The organism is Hafnia paralvei ATCC 29927 (assembly GCF_001655005.1).
In the GTDB taxonomy this organism is placed as follows: Bacteria; Pseudomonadota; Gammaproteobacteria; order Enterobacterales; family Enterobacteriaceae; genus Hafnia; species Hafnia paralvei.
This window is the reverse complement of the sequence record NZ_LXET01000064.1, coordinates 22,645-38,505: the sequence shown is the minus strand read 5'-3', so window position 1 is coordinate 38,505 and position 15,861 is coordinate 22,645. Positions and strand designations below refer to the sequence as shown.

The following is a 15,861-nucleotide window of genomic DNA, read 5'->3' as shown; positions in this document are numbered from 1 at the left end:
ACTGTCTCAACCCTCGTTAACCTCAAGACAGCAGGGAAAACAGGCATCAGTCCAAAATAGTTTTCTACTCACCTTTGGTATCGCCTATGTCTCAACTCGAAAACCCGGTATCACATCTATTGTGGTGCATGCTGGTTGCTCTGCGTTGCGCCCATGATGACACACCCTTTCAATCTGAATCTTCACAACGAAAATTTCTGGCTCAGTGGCTCACTCAAGCACGTAGAGTGACGACTTTTTCTGGATTAGCCAGAGAGTTCAGTTCTCTACGAGAGCTTCTGGCCAAAGACAAACACATGCCCATCGAAGGTGTCTTAAGCGCGCTTTGGGAGCAGTCTGTGCTGAGTGACCAATGTGATTTTATTCGCTTACGTGATGCCAAAAATGCGCTGCATAGCAATCACTGGCGCAGCTGCGTGTGCCGTTTTCCAGAAGAAATCACCCTCGAAGTCATGAACAGGGCAAAAACGCGACACAACCACTATTTGCAGCTAACGCGTACAGAAGAGTCATTTCAGGCCACGGGGCAGATGAGCGCGCCGCTGACGTTCCAGCTCGTACTCAATAAGGAAGATCATCATTTTGAGGAGGTTTTTCATCAGTTCGGGTTTGCGGTTATGCGAGGCAATGAAATGGCGTTAGGCCGCACGGTATTACGCACACTGTACATCGGCATGTCGTCGTTATCTGAAAGTGTGTGGGGAGCAAAACCCGATAAGCTTTGGACACCGCAATACCACTGATTTTTCAGCAACACCATCCCACCTTCACATTTCCCAGCTGTTAACGATGGAGAACGCTATGTCTGATATTTGTGATCGCGCCGACGAAGAGATGGAATTTTTAAATCAGTTTCAATTTACCCGCACTTATTCATTACATCGACCATCAGCCACGCATTGTTGTGACTGTCACGACCCCATCCCTGAGCTGCGTCGAAAAACGCTTGTCGGCGTCCAACGTTGTGTGGATTGCCAGTCCATTCTCGAATTAATCTCACAATAATAAGGAACCTCATATGCAGCGTTGTTTTTCACTCAAAAAACACTATGCCCAAACGTTAGAGTTTCAGGCTATTCGTTCAACAAACGCCTGCAATATCCCGGTGAGTGCGCGTCATGTGCTTTGCGCTCTGATCGAGTTACTGCCAACACTTGAACCTGACGAACTCAATAAAGCCATTTCGCAGCTCAATCAGAGAAAAAACCCATGACACACTTATTGCGCCCCCGTCGTTGTCAACACGTTCTCCTCCTTCTTTCTGCACTTGCACTGGCATCGTGCACAACATCACAGCCTAATGAGCAGGTATTACCCACACCACGAACCTGTGATGTAAAAACAGGGATATGTCAATTTTCATGGGAAGTGTGGAGAGAGGTCCCGTCGAGCTCGGATGTGTCTCACAAAGAATTATGGGTTTCAGGAAGCGGTGCATACCCCGTCGATCAGGTGACAGCCGTGCCTTTCGAAGTAAAGGATAAAGACGACAACCAGCTCTCATTACTTTTCAACATTGTATCGTCCAGCCGTTCAAAATTTTCGGTTGTCACTCTCACAGGGAATATACAGCGTGGCAGTCTCAACAGCACGTTTGCGCATAAGCTGGCTTTACCTATAAAGGGAACACATGTGCAAGCGGGTTTCGGTGCTGAGTTGTTTGATATTTATATTTATCCACCAACATTTACCGCGCCTCCTTCGTTTACTCGTTAGCAATCTTAGGTAGACGGTGACTGGAAAATATGATGAAAACTTATCCTAATAAAGACCTGATTGTAGAGAACACCGATGATTTTATAAAAAGATTATCCCTGTTCAATCTGTCAAAAAAGTTGCAGTTAGAGGATAAGATAAGTCTGCTAAAAACATGTGTAAGGGAAGAGAGTTATGATTGGTCCGAATACTCTGATGTAGGGTATTCTCTTTTGAAAGCCATGATTAAAGTCAAAATGAAATACAGAAGGATTTTAGACAGTGATATAGCCGAGTGTATAACTCTATTTATCTATGAGCTCAGGGCCCTTCTTATTTTAAACATGGATTATGCGCTTTTCCTTCTAGAACTGGACATCTTCTCTGCTAACCCTTTTTACCAAGCCCTACCCGTCGTTATCTTACTCGTCATTTTGGCCACATGTATTTATGTATTCTCCTAGTTCTCATCCTAAAGCCACTTAACAAAAAAATCTCGCACCATGGAGCCCCCATGAAACAACACACTGTCACCGCCTTTGGGCTGTTGCTCAGTGGCTGCGCAGCTCAGGGAAGCCATGTACCTGATGTACCAGCCAATGATGTTGTCGACTCGATGATGGCGGTCAATACACAGAAAGTCAGCTTCGTACAACAACAACTGATTGCGGCCCTGACGCCTGTTTTGCCTGCACCTCCCCGAATCTCTCGCACAACGTCTTCGCTCCTGACTCAAAACGCCCACGGATTATCCCAACCCAAGCCGAACAATGCGCCGTCGCGTACTCCAGTAGCGACATCAGCACGCTTACCGACATTAACGTATCTCGGAAAGACGCCGACCATCCCCGCATTGGCGGCAGCAGGTAAAGCGCCAACGCTCCGGCAAGCCCTCGTTAACATTGTGCCGAGCGATTGGACCATCCACTATGACATTGGGCTCAAACCCGAGGTAAGGCGTCCGCTGGCATGGTCCGGCAATGACCAATGGCCTTATGTTCTCAATCGCGTTTTGGCACAAGAAAAACTCCGCGCAGAGATAAACTGGCCTGAGCAAAAAGTATCAATTTTTGATGCAGCCCAAACGACCGAGAACACCTCAAAGACAGCTGCAGTCAAATCAGCAACAGACAAACCTACAGGAAAAAATCCATTCACGGGAAGTCGCGTAAAAACATCAGCCGTCGTGGTAACAAATAGCCACGCGGTGGTGAAACCTCCCGTTATCAAGCCCCTCATCTGGCAGGCGAATACCGGTGCCACACTCAAGGACACCCTGCTGGATTGGACTATCCGTGAGAAATGCGCAGTCGGAGGCACTTGGAAACTCGCATGGAATACCAGCGTCAATTACCGTATTGACGCGCCATTGGTGTTCACAGGAACATTCCAAAAAGCCATCAACGACATTTTTATTCTCTACGGTACCGCTTCGACCCCGCTCTATGCGGCCACGCAGTCAGCGCAATGCGTGCTCTTGGTTGATGATAAGGAGCCACGCTGATGCCTTGGCTATTCTATTGTCTGGGGCTGTTTGCCGTGGTGATTTATGGCGGATCTTTTTCACCTTTAGGGCAGGCACGGGAAGAGCAGAACATTCACAATCAGCTACCCCAGCAGGCCAGACAAACCTTCACCTATGTCACCGCCCTCAATGACTGGCGATATAGTCATCCTTTAGAGAATGGCACCATCGATGTCCGTCAATTGGGCATCCCTCTCTCAAACCATCTGAAAAATCAGGTCGTCAACAGCCGTCTGTGGGTATGGCAACCGACGAAGCCCGGATTGTTTAACGCCTTGTTGGCCCAAAGCGATCGCACGGCATTAGTGGGTCAGGTACGCAGTCGGCGACTGTTTGATGCCACTAACACCGATATGCAGGTCGCAGTCCCTAGCACCGTGCCTGACGGCAGTCTGGTCTGTCTTAATTAAATAAGAGAACTCCAATGATGAAAAAAACGCTCACTGCGTTGGCGATGGCGTGCCTGCTCCCCGGCTGTAGCACGTTAGACAGAATTGACTCACTGGGTAAACAAGTCAGTGAAACCGAGACCACCACGACAAAGCATCTGCAGACCTTAAAAAGCGGCAATGTCGTTCGTGAGCTCCCGAGTCAGTGGATAAACCCGGTTCCTCTTAACGCCAAAGGACGCGATAGAGAACGCCTGCCCGCCTGCCTTATTCCAATTAATCGTCCCGGTGCCATATCTCTTAATGACATCAGCGCTTTTATTACCCGTACCTGTAATATCTCTGTGGTACTCACACCGGATGCACGTCAGATAACACAGGAAGGCGGCGCAACAGAACAAATCAAGGGCAGTTTGCCCGCCCCCGATGCCAACGGCATGATGCCGCTGGCACAGATGGGAGGCAGTTCGCCTGCACCGTCCCTATCCCGGCCAAGTGCCGGCCTTTCTCTACGTGGCGTTTACTGGAAAGGGTCACTCGACGGTTTTCTGGACAATATCACGGCGCGGCTAGGTCTTTCCTGGCGTTATGAGGACGGTCGGATAGTGATTTACTATCTCGACACGCAAAACTTTCCTGTTTTGTTTATGGACTCACAGGCAGGGTTCAGTTCAAAAACCGTCAGTGGCACAACATCCTCAACGGGCAGCAGCGGCGGAGGTAGCGGCGGCGGGATTAGCGGCGACTCCAACACCTCGCAGTCCACCGACATGTCCATCAAGTCAAACCTGTACGGTGATGTCTCTGCGACGGTGAAGTCGATGCTAACACCGGGTGTCGGCCGCATGAATCTCGCAGCGGGTGTTCTGACGGTTACCGATACCTCTCGCGTCCTGTCACAAATAGGCCAGTATATTGACGGCCGCAACCGTGAGTTGAACCGTCAGGTTGTACTCAACGTTCAAATCTACAGCGTCGAAAACAAACGCACTGACCAGCTCGGCATCGACTGGGACGCCGTTTTAAGCCTTGGTAGTGTCAAAGCGACCTTCTCAAACGCGTTCACCAACGCTAACGACGCGATTTCCAGCGGCGGTGCGATGATCGTCGATGGGAAAGGCGCAGGAACAAAAGCGCTGGTCAAAGCTTTATCAGAACAAGGCAAAGTCAGCGTTGCGACGCAATCATCCAGTCTCACCACGAACCTGAGTGCCGTTCCTATTCAGGTTGCCCTGCAGCAAGACTATATCTCTGATATTAGCAGTGACCAGACGGCCAACGTCGGCACGAGCGTTTCTGCCACACGTTCAACGATAACCACCGGCTTTAATATGACGGTGCTGCCGTATTTGATGCCTGACAGCAGCCAGATGCAGCTGCAATTCAGCGTCAATATGTCTGATGACCCGACCATGCGTACAGTCAAAGAAGGGGAGAACAGTTCTGTTGAACTGATGAAAACCCGTCTCAAAACCTTCACGCAGCGCGTCAATATGAAATCAGGTCAAACGTTGATATTAAGCGGCTATGAGCAGCTTAACACCACGGCAGATCATCAGGGTGTTGGCTCACCACGCTTCTTTGGTCTGGGTGGCGGTGCAAGCGGTGAGCAGAACCGGACTCAATTGGTCATGTTCGTTACACCAATCATAATGGGATAATTTCATGGAAAAACTGCCGAATATTTACGTCGTTGACCATGAAAAGTGTCACTACGTGGCGGGGCTCAACTGGGAGGTCACTTCACCCCAGTCGACTCGCCGTTCCCGCAAGAAAGCCCAAACAGAAGGTGCTGACCATTTCCTGGTGTGGCGCGGTGAAAAATGGCTTCTGGGCACGACGGTCCTGTCGGCCTTTCGTGAATCCCGTGACCGTCAGCCGTACCGCTCACTGGCGTTGCATCTCTTGCCTCATTTGCCACAAAACGGCTACGCCGTTATTCCTTTATCGGAGGAGCAATGGTGGTTTGTGGCCACGCTTGGCGGCCAGCTTTCCCCACTGAGCGATATCGTCGGCACAGCCGAGCAGATAAAGAACGCCATCAATGTCTTTATCATGATGAATCCCCTGCCCCCCGCAGGCTGGCAGGTCGTCGCGCCTGACAGTTTTGGGCTTGAAAATACGCAGCCTTCACCGAGCTTGGATGACTTATTGGCACGTGTGAAAGGACGTAAAACACCGCGTCTGGTGCCGACCAATGTCAAAGCCGCTGCGATGCTATGGCTTGTCCTTTTGGCGCTAATTATTGCCGGTCACTTTAGCTGGCAATACTGGGAGCAATACAAGGAACAGGAAGAAATTGCGGCGGCGCAGGCCGAACTGGCAGCAAAGCGAGCGGCAATGAAAAGTGAAAACGGGCATCGTCCGTGGGCCGACCTACCGCGTTTTAATACCGTATTACAAACGTGCCACAATCACTGGAAAACGCTGCCACTGTCTATCGCGGGCTGGACGTTTGCACAGGCGCAATGTACACCGATCGGAAGCCTGTCAGTTAACTACTCGCTACCTGAAGGGGGTACCGTAGCCGATTTTGCCAATCGACTTCCTCATTGGTATCCGGGGGTGGCGGCGGAATTTAATATTCCTGGTGCGGCTAATATGGGTAGTTTTTCGCTCAGCTTCACCGCCCCGCCAACCACAGGGGCGGAAAACGTACCGAGCAATGCCATACAAACGCAGCGCTTCACCAGTTTCGCTCAACGCATCAATGCAGCGCTGCAAATCGTCAAACAAGACAATTCGCTACGTGATGACGCCGGGAACCTTATCGACGTCCCGTGGAATACCTATGCGTTTACCTTTGTCACCGACATTCCCCCTGACCGCCTGTTTTTAACTCAACACTTTGATGATACCGGACTGCGTTTGTCGCAGGTTTCGTTGACTCAGCGTGACGGTCAACTGACTTATACCCTAGAGGGATATCTCTATGCTGCGAAATAGCCTACTGGTTTCACTGGCACTGTTTCCCGTGCTGGTTTTGGCTGCATCTGAACCCACACCGCCCCCGCCTGAAGCCATGATGGTTTCAACACCGCCATCGGGCGGTAATGTTGTCAATATGGAAGATATACAGGCGCAAACCATGCTCTATCAGGCTCAACTCCTGCGCGATAAAGCGCTCGTTGAGCTTCAAAAGCTCGGCAGTGATGGCGACAGTCGCACACTCGCCAGCGCGCCATTGCCTTATGATACTTCGGCCTCTCAGTCAGCTGCGCCGGCAGCACAGGCAAAAGATGATACCCCGCCTCTGGTAATCCAAATCACGGGGGCCGGAAAAACAGTCTCCGCGTTAATCAGAACCAGCGGGGGTAACCAACTGATGGTTCAAGCCGGCAACGCTATCCCCGGTACGAACCTAAAAGTCGAGAAAATCTCCTTCGATGCCGTCACCGTCAGCAGACCAGGCAAGCAGCCTTGGATACTGGCTTTTGCAGAGGATTAATTATGAGTGAATCGGCAGAACGCTATCTGTGGCAGACACACGATAAGCTTTACGTGTCGGCAGACCATGCAGCCTTACCCGAAGTGCAGAGCGCTGTCGCGCGAACGCTTCGCGAAGGCTCCGGTCTCATCCTCGAGACCTGCTCTCTGCAGCAACTTCGCGAGTATCAAAGTGGACCGCAAGCGCAGGCTGCTATGGCCAAAGGTGCCGTTGATAACTCTCAGGAACAAAACCGTGTACTGGCGTATTACCGTGACGCGCTAAAACAACACGCCTCTGATATTCATTATCGCATCGGTGAAAACGGACTGACCCGAATCCTGTTTCGCATTCACGGTGAACTCGGGGAGATCGGGCACCTTGAACCGGACGAAGGTTACACGCTGGCTTCAACCATCATTCAGTCGATGTGCGACGAGGCGGAACCGAGTTTTCACGCAAACCGCCCTCAAAGTGCGCGTCTGCGTAAAGAGTTTCTGCGTCAGGTGGGGCTGTTTGGGGCGCGCTATGAGCACTATCCCACGGAGTTTGGCCTGTTAGCCGTGATGCGCCTTATACCCGATGACGGTGACAATCCACCCTCACTGCCCGAGCTGGGTTTTCTTCCTGCGCAGATTGCCCTACTTGAACAGATGCTGATGACGCCCGAAGGGATGCTGTTAATCTCCGGTCCCACCGGTTCAGGGAAATCCACGACGCTGCGCACGATGTGCCGTATGTATATGGAACTCACCAACGGCACCCGACATCTCTTAACCTTTGAGGACCCCGTTGAAGGCGGAATACCCGGCGCTGTTCAGTGCGGGATCAAAGCGGACCGCAGTAAGCCTGACGCGGTGAGTCAAGCATGGAGCAGTGCGTTATCCAGCGGAATGCGACTCGATCCGGATGCGATTTTGGTCGGCGAGCAACGTGACCGTAACTCGGCGATGGCCAGTATTATCGCCGCACTCACGGGACATATCGTTCTAAGTACCGTCCATACTCCTGATGCTATCCGTATTATCGACCGTTTGATTGAAACCTTTGGTGTCAGCGCCTCATTGGTCATTGATCCACAGGTCATGATGGGGCTGATGTCACAGCGATTGGTGCAGGCGCTCTGTCCACGTTGCAAACTGACTTATGCAGAGCGACTGAAAACCCAAGCGCTGCCCGCCTTGCATCCGAGTCAAAAAGATCTGCTGGATGAACACACCGATACCCAGCACATTGCATTCCGTCATCCTGACGGTTGCCCTGATTGCTGGAAAGGCGTGATTGGACGCCGCGCTATTGCCGAAGTCATCCGACCCGATGCCATGTTTATGGACATGTACCAGCGTCACGGCAAACTGCAAACCCGCAGTTACTGGGTACATTACATGCAGGGCATCACTCGCCGCGCGCACCTGCAGCATTATCTAAACGCCGGTCAGGTCGATCCCCTCAGTGCGCACTTCACCTGCCCACTGGATGAAGACAAACGCCTGCTATTACCGAAAGAGGCCGTCAATGTTTGATATCGATGCGATCCATAAACAGCTCGCGCAGCTGCTGTCTCCATTACAAAAAGGATGGGAAAAGGCTGAGATTTGGCTGGGACGAAAGACCTTTAATGCCAGCGATCGCTTAATGATTTATGAGGATTTAGCCTTTTTACTCGATAACAGCGTCAAGCTCGAAGATGCCGTCAAGGGCATGGCTGCCAATCGACGAGAAGGGATATTTCGCCCCGGTGCCAGTGTCTACTGCCTTGAGGATATCGCCCAATCGCTCACGCAGGGCAAGTCACTGGATCAGGGACTTCGCCACTGGATACCCCGCAACGAAGCAGCCATCATTCAATCCGGCGTACAGGAAAAGCAATTAGCGGACGCCCTCAGACGTGCTAAGCAGCTGGTGTTATCTGTCCGTGATATTCGCTCAACGGTCATCGAACGGCTGACCCAGCCGCTGCTGCTGTTTTTTAGCCTGTTAGCACTGGCCTGTATGATGTCATGGAACTTTGTTCCGCAACTGGAAACCTTACAGCCGCGAGACCAATGGCAGGGAAGCCTGATGTGGATGGCCAGCATTTCTGATTTATTTGGTCAACACCTCAGCGTGTGGCTCATTGGGGTCCTCTTTATCGCCGCATGGACTTACTGGTCTTTGGGTAACCTGACAGGCCCTGCCCGACGCTTCATGGATAAATGCCCGCCTTGGTCAATTTATCGTGAAATTCAGGGGGCAACATTTCTACTGAATTTCGCCGCGCTATCCCGCGCGCAGGTGAAAGAAGAAGACGCCTTACTGCAATTGAGCCTACACGCGTCCCTCTGGCTACGACAACGACTCAACGCGACAACTCGGTTGATGAAAAGCGGTCGTTCACTGGGTCACGCGTTGTATGAAACTGGCTATCAGTTTCCTTCCAAGGATGCGATCAACCGCCTCAAACTCCTCACGCAAGGGGACGGGGGGGAAACCATCATCGACAGTTTTGCCCACGACCAGCTAGTCCGAACGCTGGCCAACATCAAGAGTCTGGCCGGGTGGTTAAACCTGATTATTTACGCTTTGTCAGGCCTGTATATGGCGCTCGTCGCCGTTTCAACGCAAAACCTCAGCGCTGTCACCGGCGCATAACTTAATCCAATCAAAAACAAGGAACCTTTATGGACAACATCACGTTATCCCGATGCCCTGCGTCTGTTCACCGTGGCGAGGCCAACTTATTGGCGCTGGTCATCACACTCGCTGTTGTCGCCGTTATGGTCATCAGCGTCATCAAATTTGGGTCGGGTATCTCTGATTCCAATAACGTCCAAGCCGAGTACAGCAACGGGACGAGCATTATCACTAACGCCCGAGCGCGACTGAAAACTGACGGGATTTATGATTTCAGCGGCGCAGCGGATATGACCGGTACGCTTATCCAGTTTGGCGGCGCACCCGGGGGAATGAAGATTGATGGCAACAAAACGTCAGGCACTGCCACATTAAGAAATTCCTTTGGCGGTACCGTCACGCTGGCTCCTGCGACCAGCAGCGGTTCAGCAAAATCAGCCTTTACGCTGACTTACAACGGTATTCCGTATGAAGCCTGTACACAGCTCGCCACATCCATGAGCAGCGCCCCAAGCATTATCACCACGTCGATTAACGGCACCGCAAACAACGGCACCGTATCTGCCGCTAACGCAGGTAAACAGTGCACCGCTAACAGCGGGAGTACCGGGCAAAACACGCTGGCGTTCACCACCAACAACTAAGGGATAGGAGGAGGCATGGCTGTCTTACGCAATACGCTCCTCCTGCTGGTATTGAGTCTGGGTCTAACGGCTCAGGCTCATGCCTGGTGTTTTACTGAGGCGGGACAGCGTTATCACATCGATCCCCTATTGCTGAGGGCCATTGCGATTCAAGAAAGCTCACTGAATCCCAAAGCTGTCGGCGTTAACCGAGACAAACAAGGAAAAGCAACCAGTCGCGACTATGGGCTGATGCAAATCAATGATGCGAACGCGAACCGACTCATATCGATGGGGATCATTAGCAGCCATCAAGAGCTACTCAGCAATGCTTGCCTAAATGTTCAGGCGGGCGCTTGGGTGCTGGCGAGGCATTTTCAGGTCTGTGGTATTACGTGGGATTGTTTGGGCTCGTATAACGCAGGATTCAGGGACAAAAATTCTCCCATCAGACAGCGCTATGCGCGGCAAGTATACACAATCTACCAGCGGTTACGGGGGGTTGGATGAGCCTGCTGTCAGGAATAGTCACTCTCTCGTTGTTGTGTTTTTGTCTCTATTTGCAAAGGAGGCAAGTTAACGCATTTTTGCGTGAACATGACGCGCCCCCATTGCCCGACCGTCTGTCCGACGCTGTATCGCTGGTCTTTTTGATGCTCGGCCTATTTCTCACCTATCAGGAGAAATTCTCCGCGCTGCTCATGTTCACCGCCCTACTTCCACTGCTGTGGCTCGATACCTTTCGACACTGGCTGCCGTTACGTTTCACCAACGCCTTCTGGTGTATTGGTCTGCTCACGCAGTTACTGTCCATTGAGCACGACTTATCGCTGCTATCGGCTGTCCTTGGTAGCACCCTCATGTTCTGTCTGATGGGAACACTATGGTGGGGCCTCAAACGCTACCACCGACGTGAAGTTTTAGGCTTGGGGGATGTTCATCTTATTGCAGGCCTTTTTGCGTGGCTCTCTCCCGCGACCGCACTGTACAGCTGTGGCGGCGCATTTTTGCTCATGCTTTTGCCGATGAGTCTCAATAAAAGCCCACAGCCACTCGCCCCCTATTTGTGCCTGTCATTACTGACCGGCCTCTTTATTGTGGAGTTCACCCCAAAATGAAGCACTTACCGCCGCCTCTCTTTGTGTTGTTGGTCGGCTTCACGCTGGGTCTTGGCGTGGGCTCTATCGCTAATTATTACCTACTCAATCTTCAAAAAGATGAGCTACTCAGTAATTTGAACAACCTACATGTAGAAAGCATCTACAACCTCAACACCAATGAATCGATATTAACGTTCAAAAGTGTTCATCAACGTCTGTGTGGCGAATATATCGGCCAGCTAGCCAGCTCACCTTTGAAAGAGATAAACGTCATCATCAATGGTGTACGTTTCGCGCGTTCAAAAACACACAGTAAAGCCGAAAATGCATGCTTACCTGATGATGGGTTTTTGGGTCAGAACGAACTTGTACTCTATTCAGCAGGGAGGTCGAAATGAAAAGAATCAACCAAGGTAATGCGCAACTGATAGCGCTCGCACTGGTTTTAGGGCTCGGGATGATGGCGGCTCCCCGAGGGGTTAAGATGATTGCACAGCAGCTATCAGAGCGAACATGGGACGTCACTGCCAGCCAATTTAATGCTGTTCAGCTGGCTGCCCGCCGCTACATCAGCGACCATATCGATACGCTCGCCACTCAGGTTAAGCCCAAACAACCTGTTTATATCAACATCACTACGCTCAAAAACGGCGGCTATCTTCCCGCAGGATTGGGGGCTAACGATCACCACCAAAACTATCTTATTGCGGTGGTCAGCAACCCAAAAATAGCCAGCCAGCTGCAGGCCTTTGTGATGACCACCGGCGGAACGCCGTGGGATTTTGGCGCGCTGCGCCATATTTCCAGCAATATCTCCGGACTGGGGGGCTATGTCTGGCCTGACAATCAGGCGATAGGGGCAGGCGGTGGGTGGAAAATGAGTCTCGCGGACTATGGCATGAGCAGTAAGCAAGGCGCGCTGGTCACCTTCATTCCGTCAGACCTGCTGGGCACATCTGGTCAGGGTAATGACAGGCTTTATCGCTACGCAGTCAACGGCCATCCCGACTTTAACCGTATGCATACGGCTATCGACATGGATGGTAATAACTTAAATAAAGCAGGAACGGTATCGGGTCAAAACGCGACCTTTAGCGGTGATATCAAAAGCACTGGGGGTTGGATAACCACACAAGGTAGCAAAGGTTGGATGAATGAAACTCACGGCGGTGGGTTTTATATGTCCGATAGCAGTTGGGTTCGCAGCCTGAACAACAAGGGTATTTACACCGGCGGGGAACTCAGAGGCGGCCAAGTTCGCTCTGAGGGAGACTTATCGGCAGGCGGCATTTTAAAACTCGATAAAGTCAGCCTGATAGGTTCGACATGTCCTGCCACGGGCGCAATAAGCCATGATGCGGCGGGCGCACCGCTTATCTGTAAGGATCGCGTGTGGAGCTCAATCGGCGACAGTTATCCTATTGGCAGCCCTATCCCGTGGCCGTCGACTACGCCGCCGACAGGCTATTTCCTTATGGCAGGCCAAAGCTTCGCCTGTGGTTCTAACCCTCAACTCGCGCGCGTCTATCCGAGCTGCGTACTACCTGACTTACGCGGTGTGTTCATTCGCGGTTGGGATAACGGACGTGGCTTCGATGCCAGACGTGCTCTGCTGAGTTATCAAGCAGATCAAAGTGACATGTTCTTGAATACGGGCGGGAGACTGAAGGGGCATCACAGCGGAATGGAGCACTATTATCGCTCGAAGGGACAGGAAGTCCGGCCTAAAAACGTCGCGTTCAATTATATCGTCAAAGCGGGTTAACCCCTCTTCTACTTCATTTAAGGCAAGCTCATGAAAAGACCTATCCTTATCGGGATACTGGTGCCATTCCTGCTGTCTGGCTGCCAGTACGCCCCAGCTTCAACCTCGACGTCTTCCATCCTGACACCCACGCCCGCTCAAATCGCTTTCAAACAAGAGCAACAGCGTCTTGCATTGACACTGACTGAAGAGGGTTGGTTGCTCCCCGGTCGTATTACGGCCAATTCACAACGCGTTTCGGTAGATTGGGATGGTGATGCCCTTGAGCTGCTGTCTCAGTTAGCCCATCAACGCGGCATTACCCTGCGCTATTCCGGCGTGCGCTTACCGCTCCCCGTCACTATCCATGAGCGAGACGTCAGTTTTGAAACGCTTCTGCGCCTTATCCGAACCCAAATCAGCTGGCGCGCGACCGTCACGCAACAGGCCGACGCGTTCGAAGTTGGATTTATGCCGCCGCTTAAGGGGAAACTGTCATGACAAAGTCCCGTATTCGTGCGGTGAGCGTCATCCTTTTGACGCTCATTTACCCGCTCAATAAGGTCATGGCGGCCACGGCGACGCCACCTACCGATATGCCTGCGCCGCCCTCGATGTCGGCTTATCTCAGTCCTGAAGCCGATGACCATGATGGCGTCAACGACACGGTCTACCAGATGCTGACTGAGGCGGGGAAAACCGAAGGCTTTCGCGGCGGCAAAGCTCAGCGGGCATGGGAGCTACGTCAGTCATTAGAACAACGTGCGAGCCAGCTCGATACAACGTATCTGTTTTCACCCTTGATTAATCGTCAAGGCTGGCTACCTCCCGTGATTGCCGAGGCGACGTCTCTGGCCACCATTACCGACAAGCAGATGCGTACTGCCAATCACGTTTACAACATTCTGGTGCCTGAGCGCTTTGTCAGTAATCCGCCGAGCTGGCGCCAATATCTCTTTGCTGGTTTATCCGTCAAATCATCGCCTACCGACACGGTGATCCCTCGCAACCGTGCAGAGCGCAATGTCTGGCAAAACGCCATTAAGAAGGGCTGGGAGGAAGGCAGACAAAGCGCTGATGACACGCTGGCGGCTAACTTCAACCGTCTGACACGTGATTACACCGGCATGATGCGCTATTCGCTGTTAGTCAAACAAAAGATGGTGACTCCGCCTGTGGTAACCGAACAGCAACAGACTGTCAGCGGTACGCGTGAAGAGTTGATGCTCGGCGACAAAGTGCGTGACCTAAAACAACGTGCCGGCTTTGAACTGGATAAAAAGCAGTGGAAACCGGTTATCCAAACAAGGGCTACACCATGATAGACGTGGATAAATTTGATTTTTCCAAGGGATTAACGCCGGATATCTTTCGAGCCTTCTTTGTCCATTGCTATCGGAACGGCGTATCCGATATTCATTTGCAGTCCAATGGACCGCTCATCATCGGCTTACATGGACGACTGATCCGAGCCTCATCCTTCTTGCTCGATCACTCGTCGCTACTCATGCTCATTGATTTTCTCTTTAACCCAACCATTAAAGCGCGCATTCAAAGCGGTAAAGGCGACGATGCTGCATTGCAACTCGAAGGGGACAGCCAGCAACGGTTCGGACTTGAGCGCGGCGAGCGCATTCGATTTCGCGCCAACTTCGTTCAATCCACCATACGCGGTATTAACACCGCCGTGGCAGTTACCCTACGTATTATCAATAACGACCATCTAAGATTAAACACACTAGGGCTTCCCGCCCCACTGTATCAGGCGCTCGCTAATCTTCCGGTGGAAGGTGTTGGCCTCGTTGTCGGTCCAACCGGTTCGGGAAAAACCACGGTACTGACCTCCGTTTACCAACACCACGGTGAAACCAACCCCAATTGTAAAGTCACCACCTATGAAGATCCGGTCGAGGGTCTATTGGGGGGACCTAACTGGTTGCTTCAGCCACAGCAGTGTGAAGTCGGTCGTGATGTGCCGAGTTTTGCTGAGGGACTCAGGCTATCAATGCGACAGGCACCGACCGTTATCGGTATTGGCGAAGTTCGCGACGGTGAAACGGTTGAAGGCATGGTGAGTGCGGCGCTGTCTGGCCATCTTTGTTTAGGCACCGAACATGCGTTTTCGCCGGGTCATGCGTTCTCACGTAGCGTGCGTATGCTTCCCGCAGAGAATCGCGAACCCTTGGCCCACGACATGCTGGAGTTGATGAGGTTTATCGTGATGCAGCGTTTAGTGCCAACGACCGATGGCAAGCGCCGCGCCGTACAAGAATACGTGCTGTTTGATGATGAACTGCGTGAGTCATTGCGCAAGCACGACTACACCCAATGGCCAACGTTGCTCAATCGCGACCTAACCCATCGGGAGGCGCGCATTAGCGATCATGTTTGGAAAATGTATCAGGAAGAGGCGGTAACCGAAGAGACGGCGCGCAGCTATATCGGAACTCATGAATTCAATCAACGGAGTCAACAACATGGCCAATGATTATCACCCCGGCCGTGATGCTTCACCGCCGGTATGTATTTTTGGTATTCCGGCGCTGGCATGGCTGGTGTTTGCTCTCTGGTTTAAGTGGCCCTCCACAAAGATGTTCATCTTCTGCGTCGGGCTCATCGTCTTTTACGCCGTTCTGGCACATTTTGGCTTCACGATAACCGTGCTTAGCCAACGTATCTTCCACCTGCTTCGCGGTCATCGACTTAATGGCCGACCTTGGTGGTATCGGAAATTCTTTGATTAAA

Annotated in this window: 20 protein-coding genes; all 20 read left to right on the top strand. The window is 51.9% G+C overall.

Annotated features, from left to right (window positions below; genetic code table 11):
- The first annotated feature begins 86 nt into the window (after positions 1 to 86).
- The 20 genes from M988_RS21075 (at position 87) to icmT (ending at position 15,860) form a co-directional block, all read left to right on the top strand.
- Positions 87 to 743 carry a hypothetical protein gene (locus tag M988_RS21075; RefSeq protein ID WP_223283629.1) on the top strand — a complete coding sequence of 219 codons (657 nt, stop codon included), beginning with the start codon at positions 87 to 89 and terminating at the stop codon, positions 741 to 743.
- Between the two features lie 58 nt (positions 744 to 801).
- Entirely contained in the window at positions 802 to 1,005 is a 204-nt protein-coding gene (locus M988_RS21070; RefSeq protein WP_064575643.1) for a TraR/DksA C4-type zinc finger protein, read from the top strand.
- A 13-nt stretch (positions 1,006 to 1,018) separates the two neighbouring features.
- Positions 1,019 to 1,213: a hypothetical protein gene (locus tag M988_RS21065; RefSeq protein WP_064575638.1), complete on the top strand. Its 195-nt coding sequence runs from the start codon at positions 1,019 to 1,021 to the stop codon at positions 1,211 to 1,213.
- Positions 1,214 to 1,398: 185 nt separating this feature from the next.
- Entirely contained in the window at positions 1,399 to 1,716 is a 318-nt protein-coding gene (locus M988_RS21060) for a hypothetical protein (protein WP_064575637.1), read from the top strand.
- A gap of 493 nt (positions 1,717 to 2,209) precedes the next feature.
- A complete protein-coding gene (locus tag M988_RS21050) occupies positions 2,210 to 3,199 on the top strand; it encodes a TcpQ domain-containing protein (RefSeq protein ID WP_064575632.1) in 990 nt (329 codons plus the stop codon).
- Positions 3,199 to 3,630 (top strand): type IV pilus biogenesis protein PilM, encoded by a 432-nt coding sequence (gene pilM, locus M988_RS21045; protein WP_064575630.1) that lies wholly within the window; start codon positions 3,199 to 3,201, stop codon positions 3,628 to 3,630. Before M988_RS21050 ends, pilM begins: the two co-directional genes overlap by 1 nt.
- Before the next feature lie 14 nt (positions 3,631 to 3,644).
- Entirely contained in the window at positions 3,645 to 5,270 is a 1,626-nt protein-coding gene (pilN, locus tag M988_RS21040; protein WP_082919489.1) for a PilN family type IVB pilus formation outer membrane protein, read from the top strand.
- 4 nt (positions 5,271 to 5,274) lie between these two features.
- A complete protein-coding gene (gene pilO2, locus M988_RS21035; protein ID WP_064575628.1) occupies positions 5,275 to 6,555 on the top strand; it encodes a type 4b pilus protein PilO2 in 1,281 nt (426 codons plus the stop codon).
- Positions 6,542 to 7,057 carry a type IV pilus biogenesis protein PilP gene (gene pilP, locus M988_RS21030; protein ID WP_064575626.1) on the top strand — a complete coding sequence of 172 codons (516 nt, stop codon included), beginning with the start codon at positions 6,542 to 6,544 and terminating at the stop codon, positions 7,055 to 7,057. Before pilO2 ends, pilP begins: the two co-directional genes overlap by 14 nt.
- A 2-nt stretch (positions 7,058 to 7,059) precedes the next feature.
- Positions 7,060 to 8,559 (top strand): GspE/PulE family protein, encoded by a 1,500-nt coding sequence (locus tag M988_RS21025; protein WP_064575624.1) that lies wholly within the window; start codon positions 7,060 to 7,062, stop codon positions 8,557 to 8,559.
- Positions 8,552 to 9,667 (top strand): type II secretion system F family protein, encoded by a 1,116-nt coding sequence (locus M988_RS21020; protein ID WP_064575622.1) that lies wholly within the window; start codon positions 8,552 to 8,554, stop codon positions 9,665 to 9,667. The genes M988_RS21025 and M988_RS21020 overlap by 8 nt, the downstream gene beginning before the upstream one ends.
- Positions 9,668 to 9,696: 29 nt before the next feature.
- Positions 9,697 to 10,293, top strand: coding sequence for a type 4 pilus major pilin (locus tag M988_RS21015; RefSeq protein ID WP_046449666.1), 597 nt, complete (start codon positions 9,697 to 9,699; stop codon positions 10,291 to 10,293).
- 15 nt (positions 10,294 to 10,308) lie between these two features.
- On the top strand, positions 10,309 to 10,782 hold the full coding sequence (locus tag M988_RS21010) for a lytic transglycosylase domain-containing protein (protein ID WP_064575620.1): 474 nt from the start codon (positions 10,309 to 10,311) through the stop codon (positions 10,780 to 10,782).
- Positions 10,779 to 11,390, top strand: a complete 612-nt coding sequence (locus M988_RS21005) for a prepilin peptidase (RefSeq protein WP_082919487.1) — start codon at positions 10,779 to 10,781, stop codon at positions 11,388 to 11,390. The genes M988_RS21010 and M988_RS21005 overlap by 4 nt, the downstream gene beginning before the upstream one ends.
- Entirely contained in the window at positions 11,387 to 11,770 is a 384-nt protein-coding gene (locus M988_RS21000; RefSeq protein WP_064575616.1) for a hypothetical protein, read from the top strand. The genes M988_RS21005 and M988_RS21000 overlap by 4 nt, the downstream gene beginning before the upstream one ends.
- Positions 11,767 to 13,137: a shufflon system plasmid conjugative transfer pilus tip adhesin PilV gene (gene pilV, locus M988_RS20995; RefSeq protein WP_064575614.1), complete on the top strand. Its 1,371-nt coding sequence runs from the start codon at positions 11,767 to 11,769 to the stop codon at positions 13,135 to 13,137. The genes M988_RS21000 and pilV overlap by 4 nt, the downstream gene beginning before the upstream one ends.
- A gap of 30 nt (positions 13,138 to 13,167) precedes the next feature.
- Entirely contained in the window at positions 13,168 to 13,617 is a 450-nt protein-coding gene (locus M988_RS20990) for a DotD/TraH family lipoprotein (protein ID WP_064575613.1), read from the top strand.
- The gene (locus M988_RS20985) at positions 13,614 to 14,438 is read left to right on the top strand and encodes a type IV secretory system conjugative DNA transfer family protein (protein ID WP_064575611.1); all 825 of its coding nucleotides are present in this window, start codon (positions 13,614 to 13,616) and stop codon (positions 14,436 to 14,438) included. The genes M988_RS20990 and M988_RS20985 overlap by 4 nt, the downstream gene beginning before the upstream one ends.
- Positions 14,402 to 15,604: a plasmid transfer ATPase TraJ gene (gene traJ / locus M988_RS20980; protein ID WP_223283628.1), complete on the top strand. Its 1,203-nt coding sequence runs from the start codon at positions 14,402 to 14,404 to the stop codon at positions 15,602 to 15,604. Before M988_RS20985 ends, traJ begins: the two co-directional genes overlap by 37 nt.
- Positions 15,594 to 15,860 carry an IcmT/TraK family protein gene (gene icmT, locus M988_RS20975; RefSeq protein WP_064575607.1) on the top strand — a complete coding sequence of 89 codons (267 nt, stop codon included), beginning with the start codon at positions 15,594 to 15,596 and terminating at the stop codon, positions 15,858 to 15,860. The genes traJ and icmT overlap by 11 nt, the downstream gene beginning before the upstream one ends.
- Position 15,861: the final 1 nt, after the last annotated feature.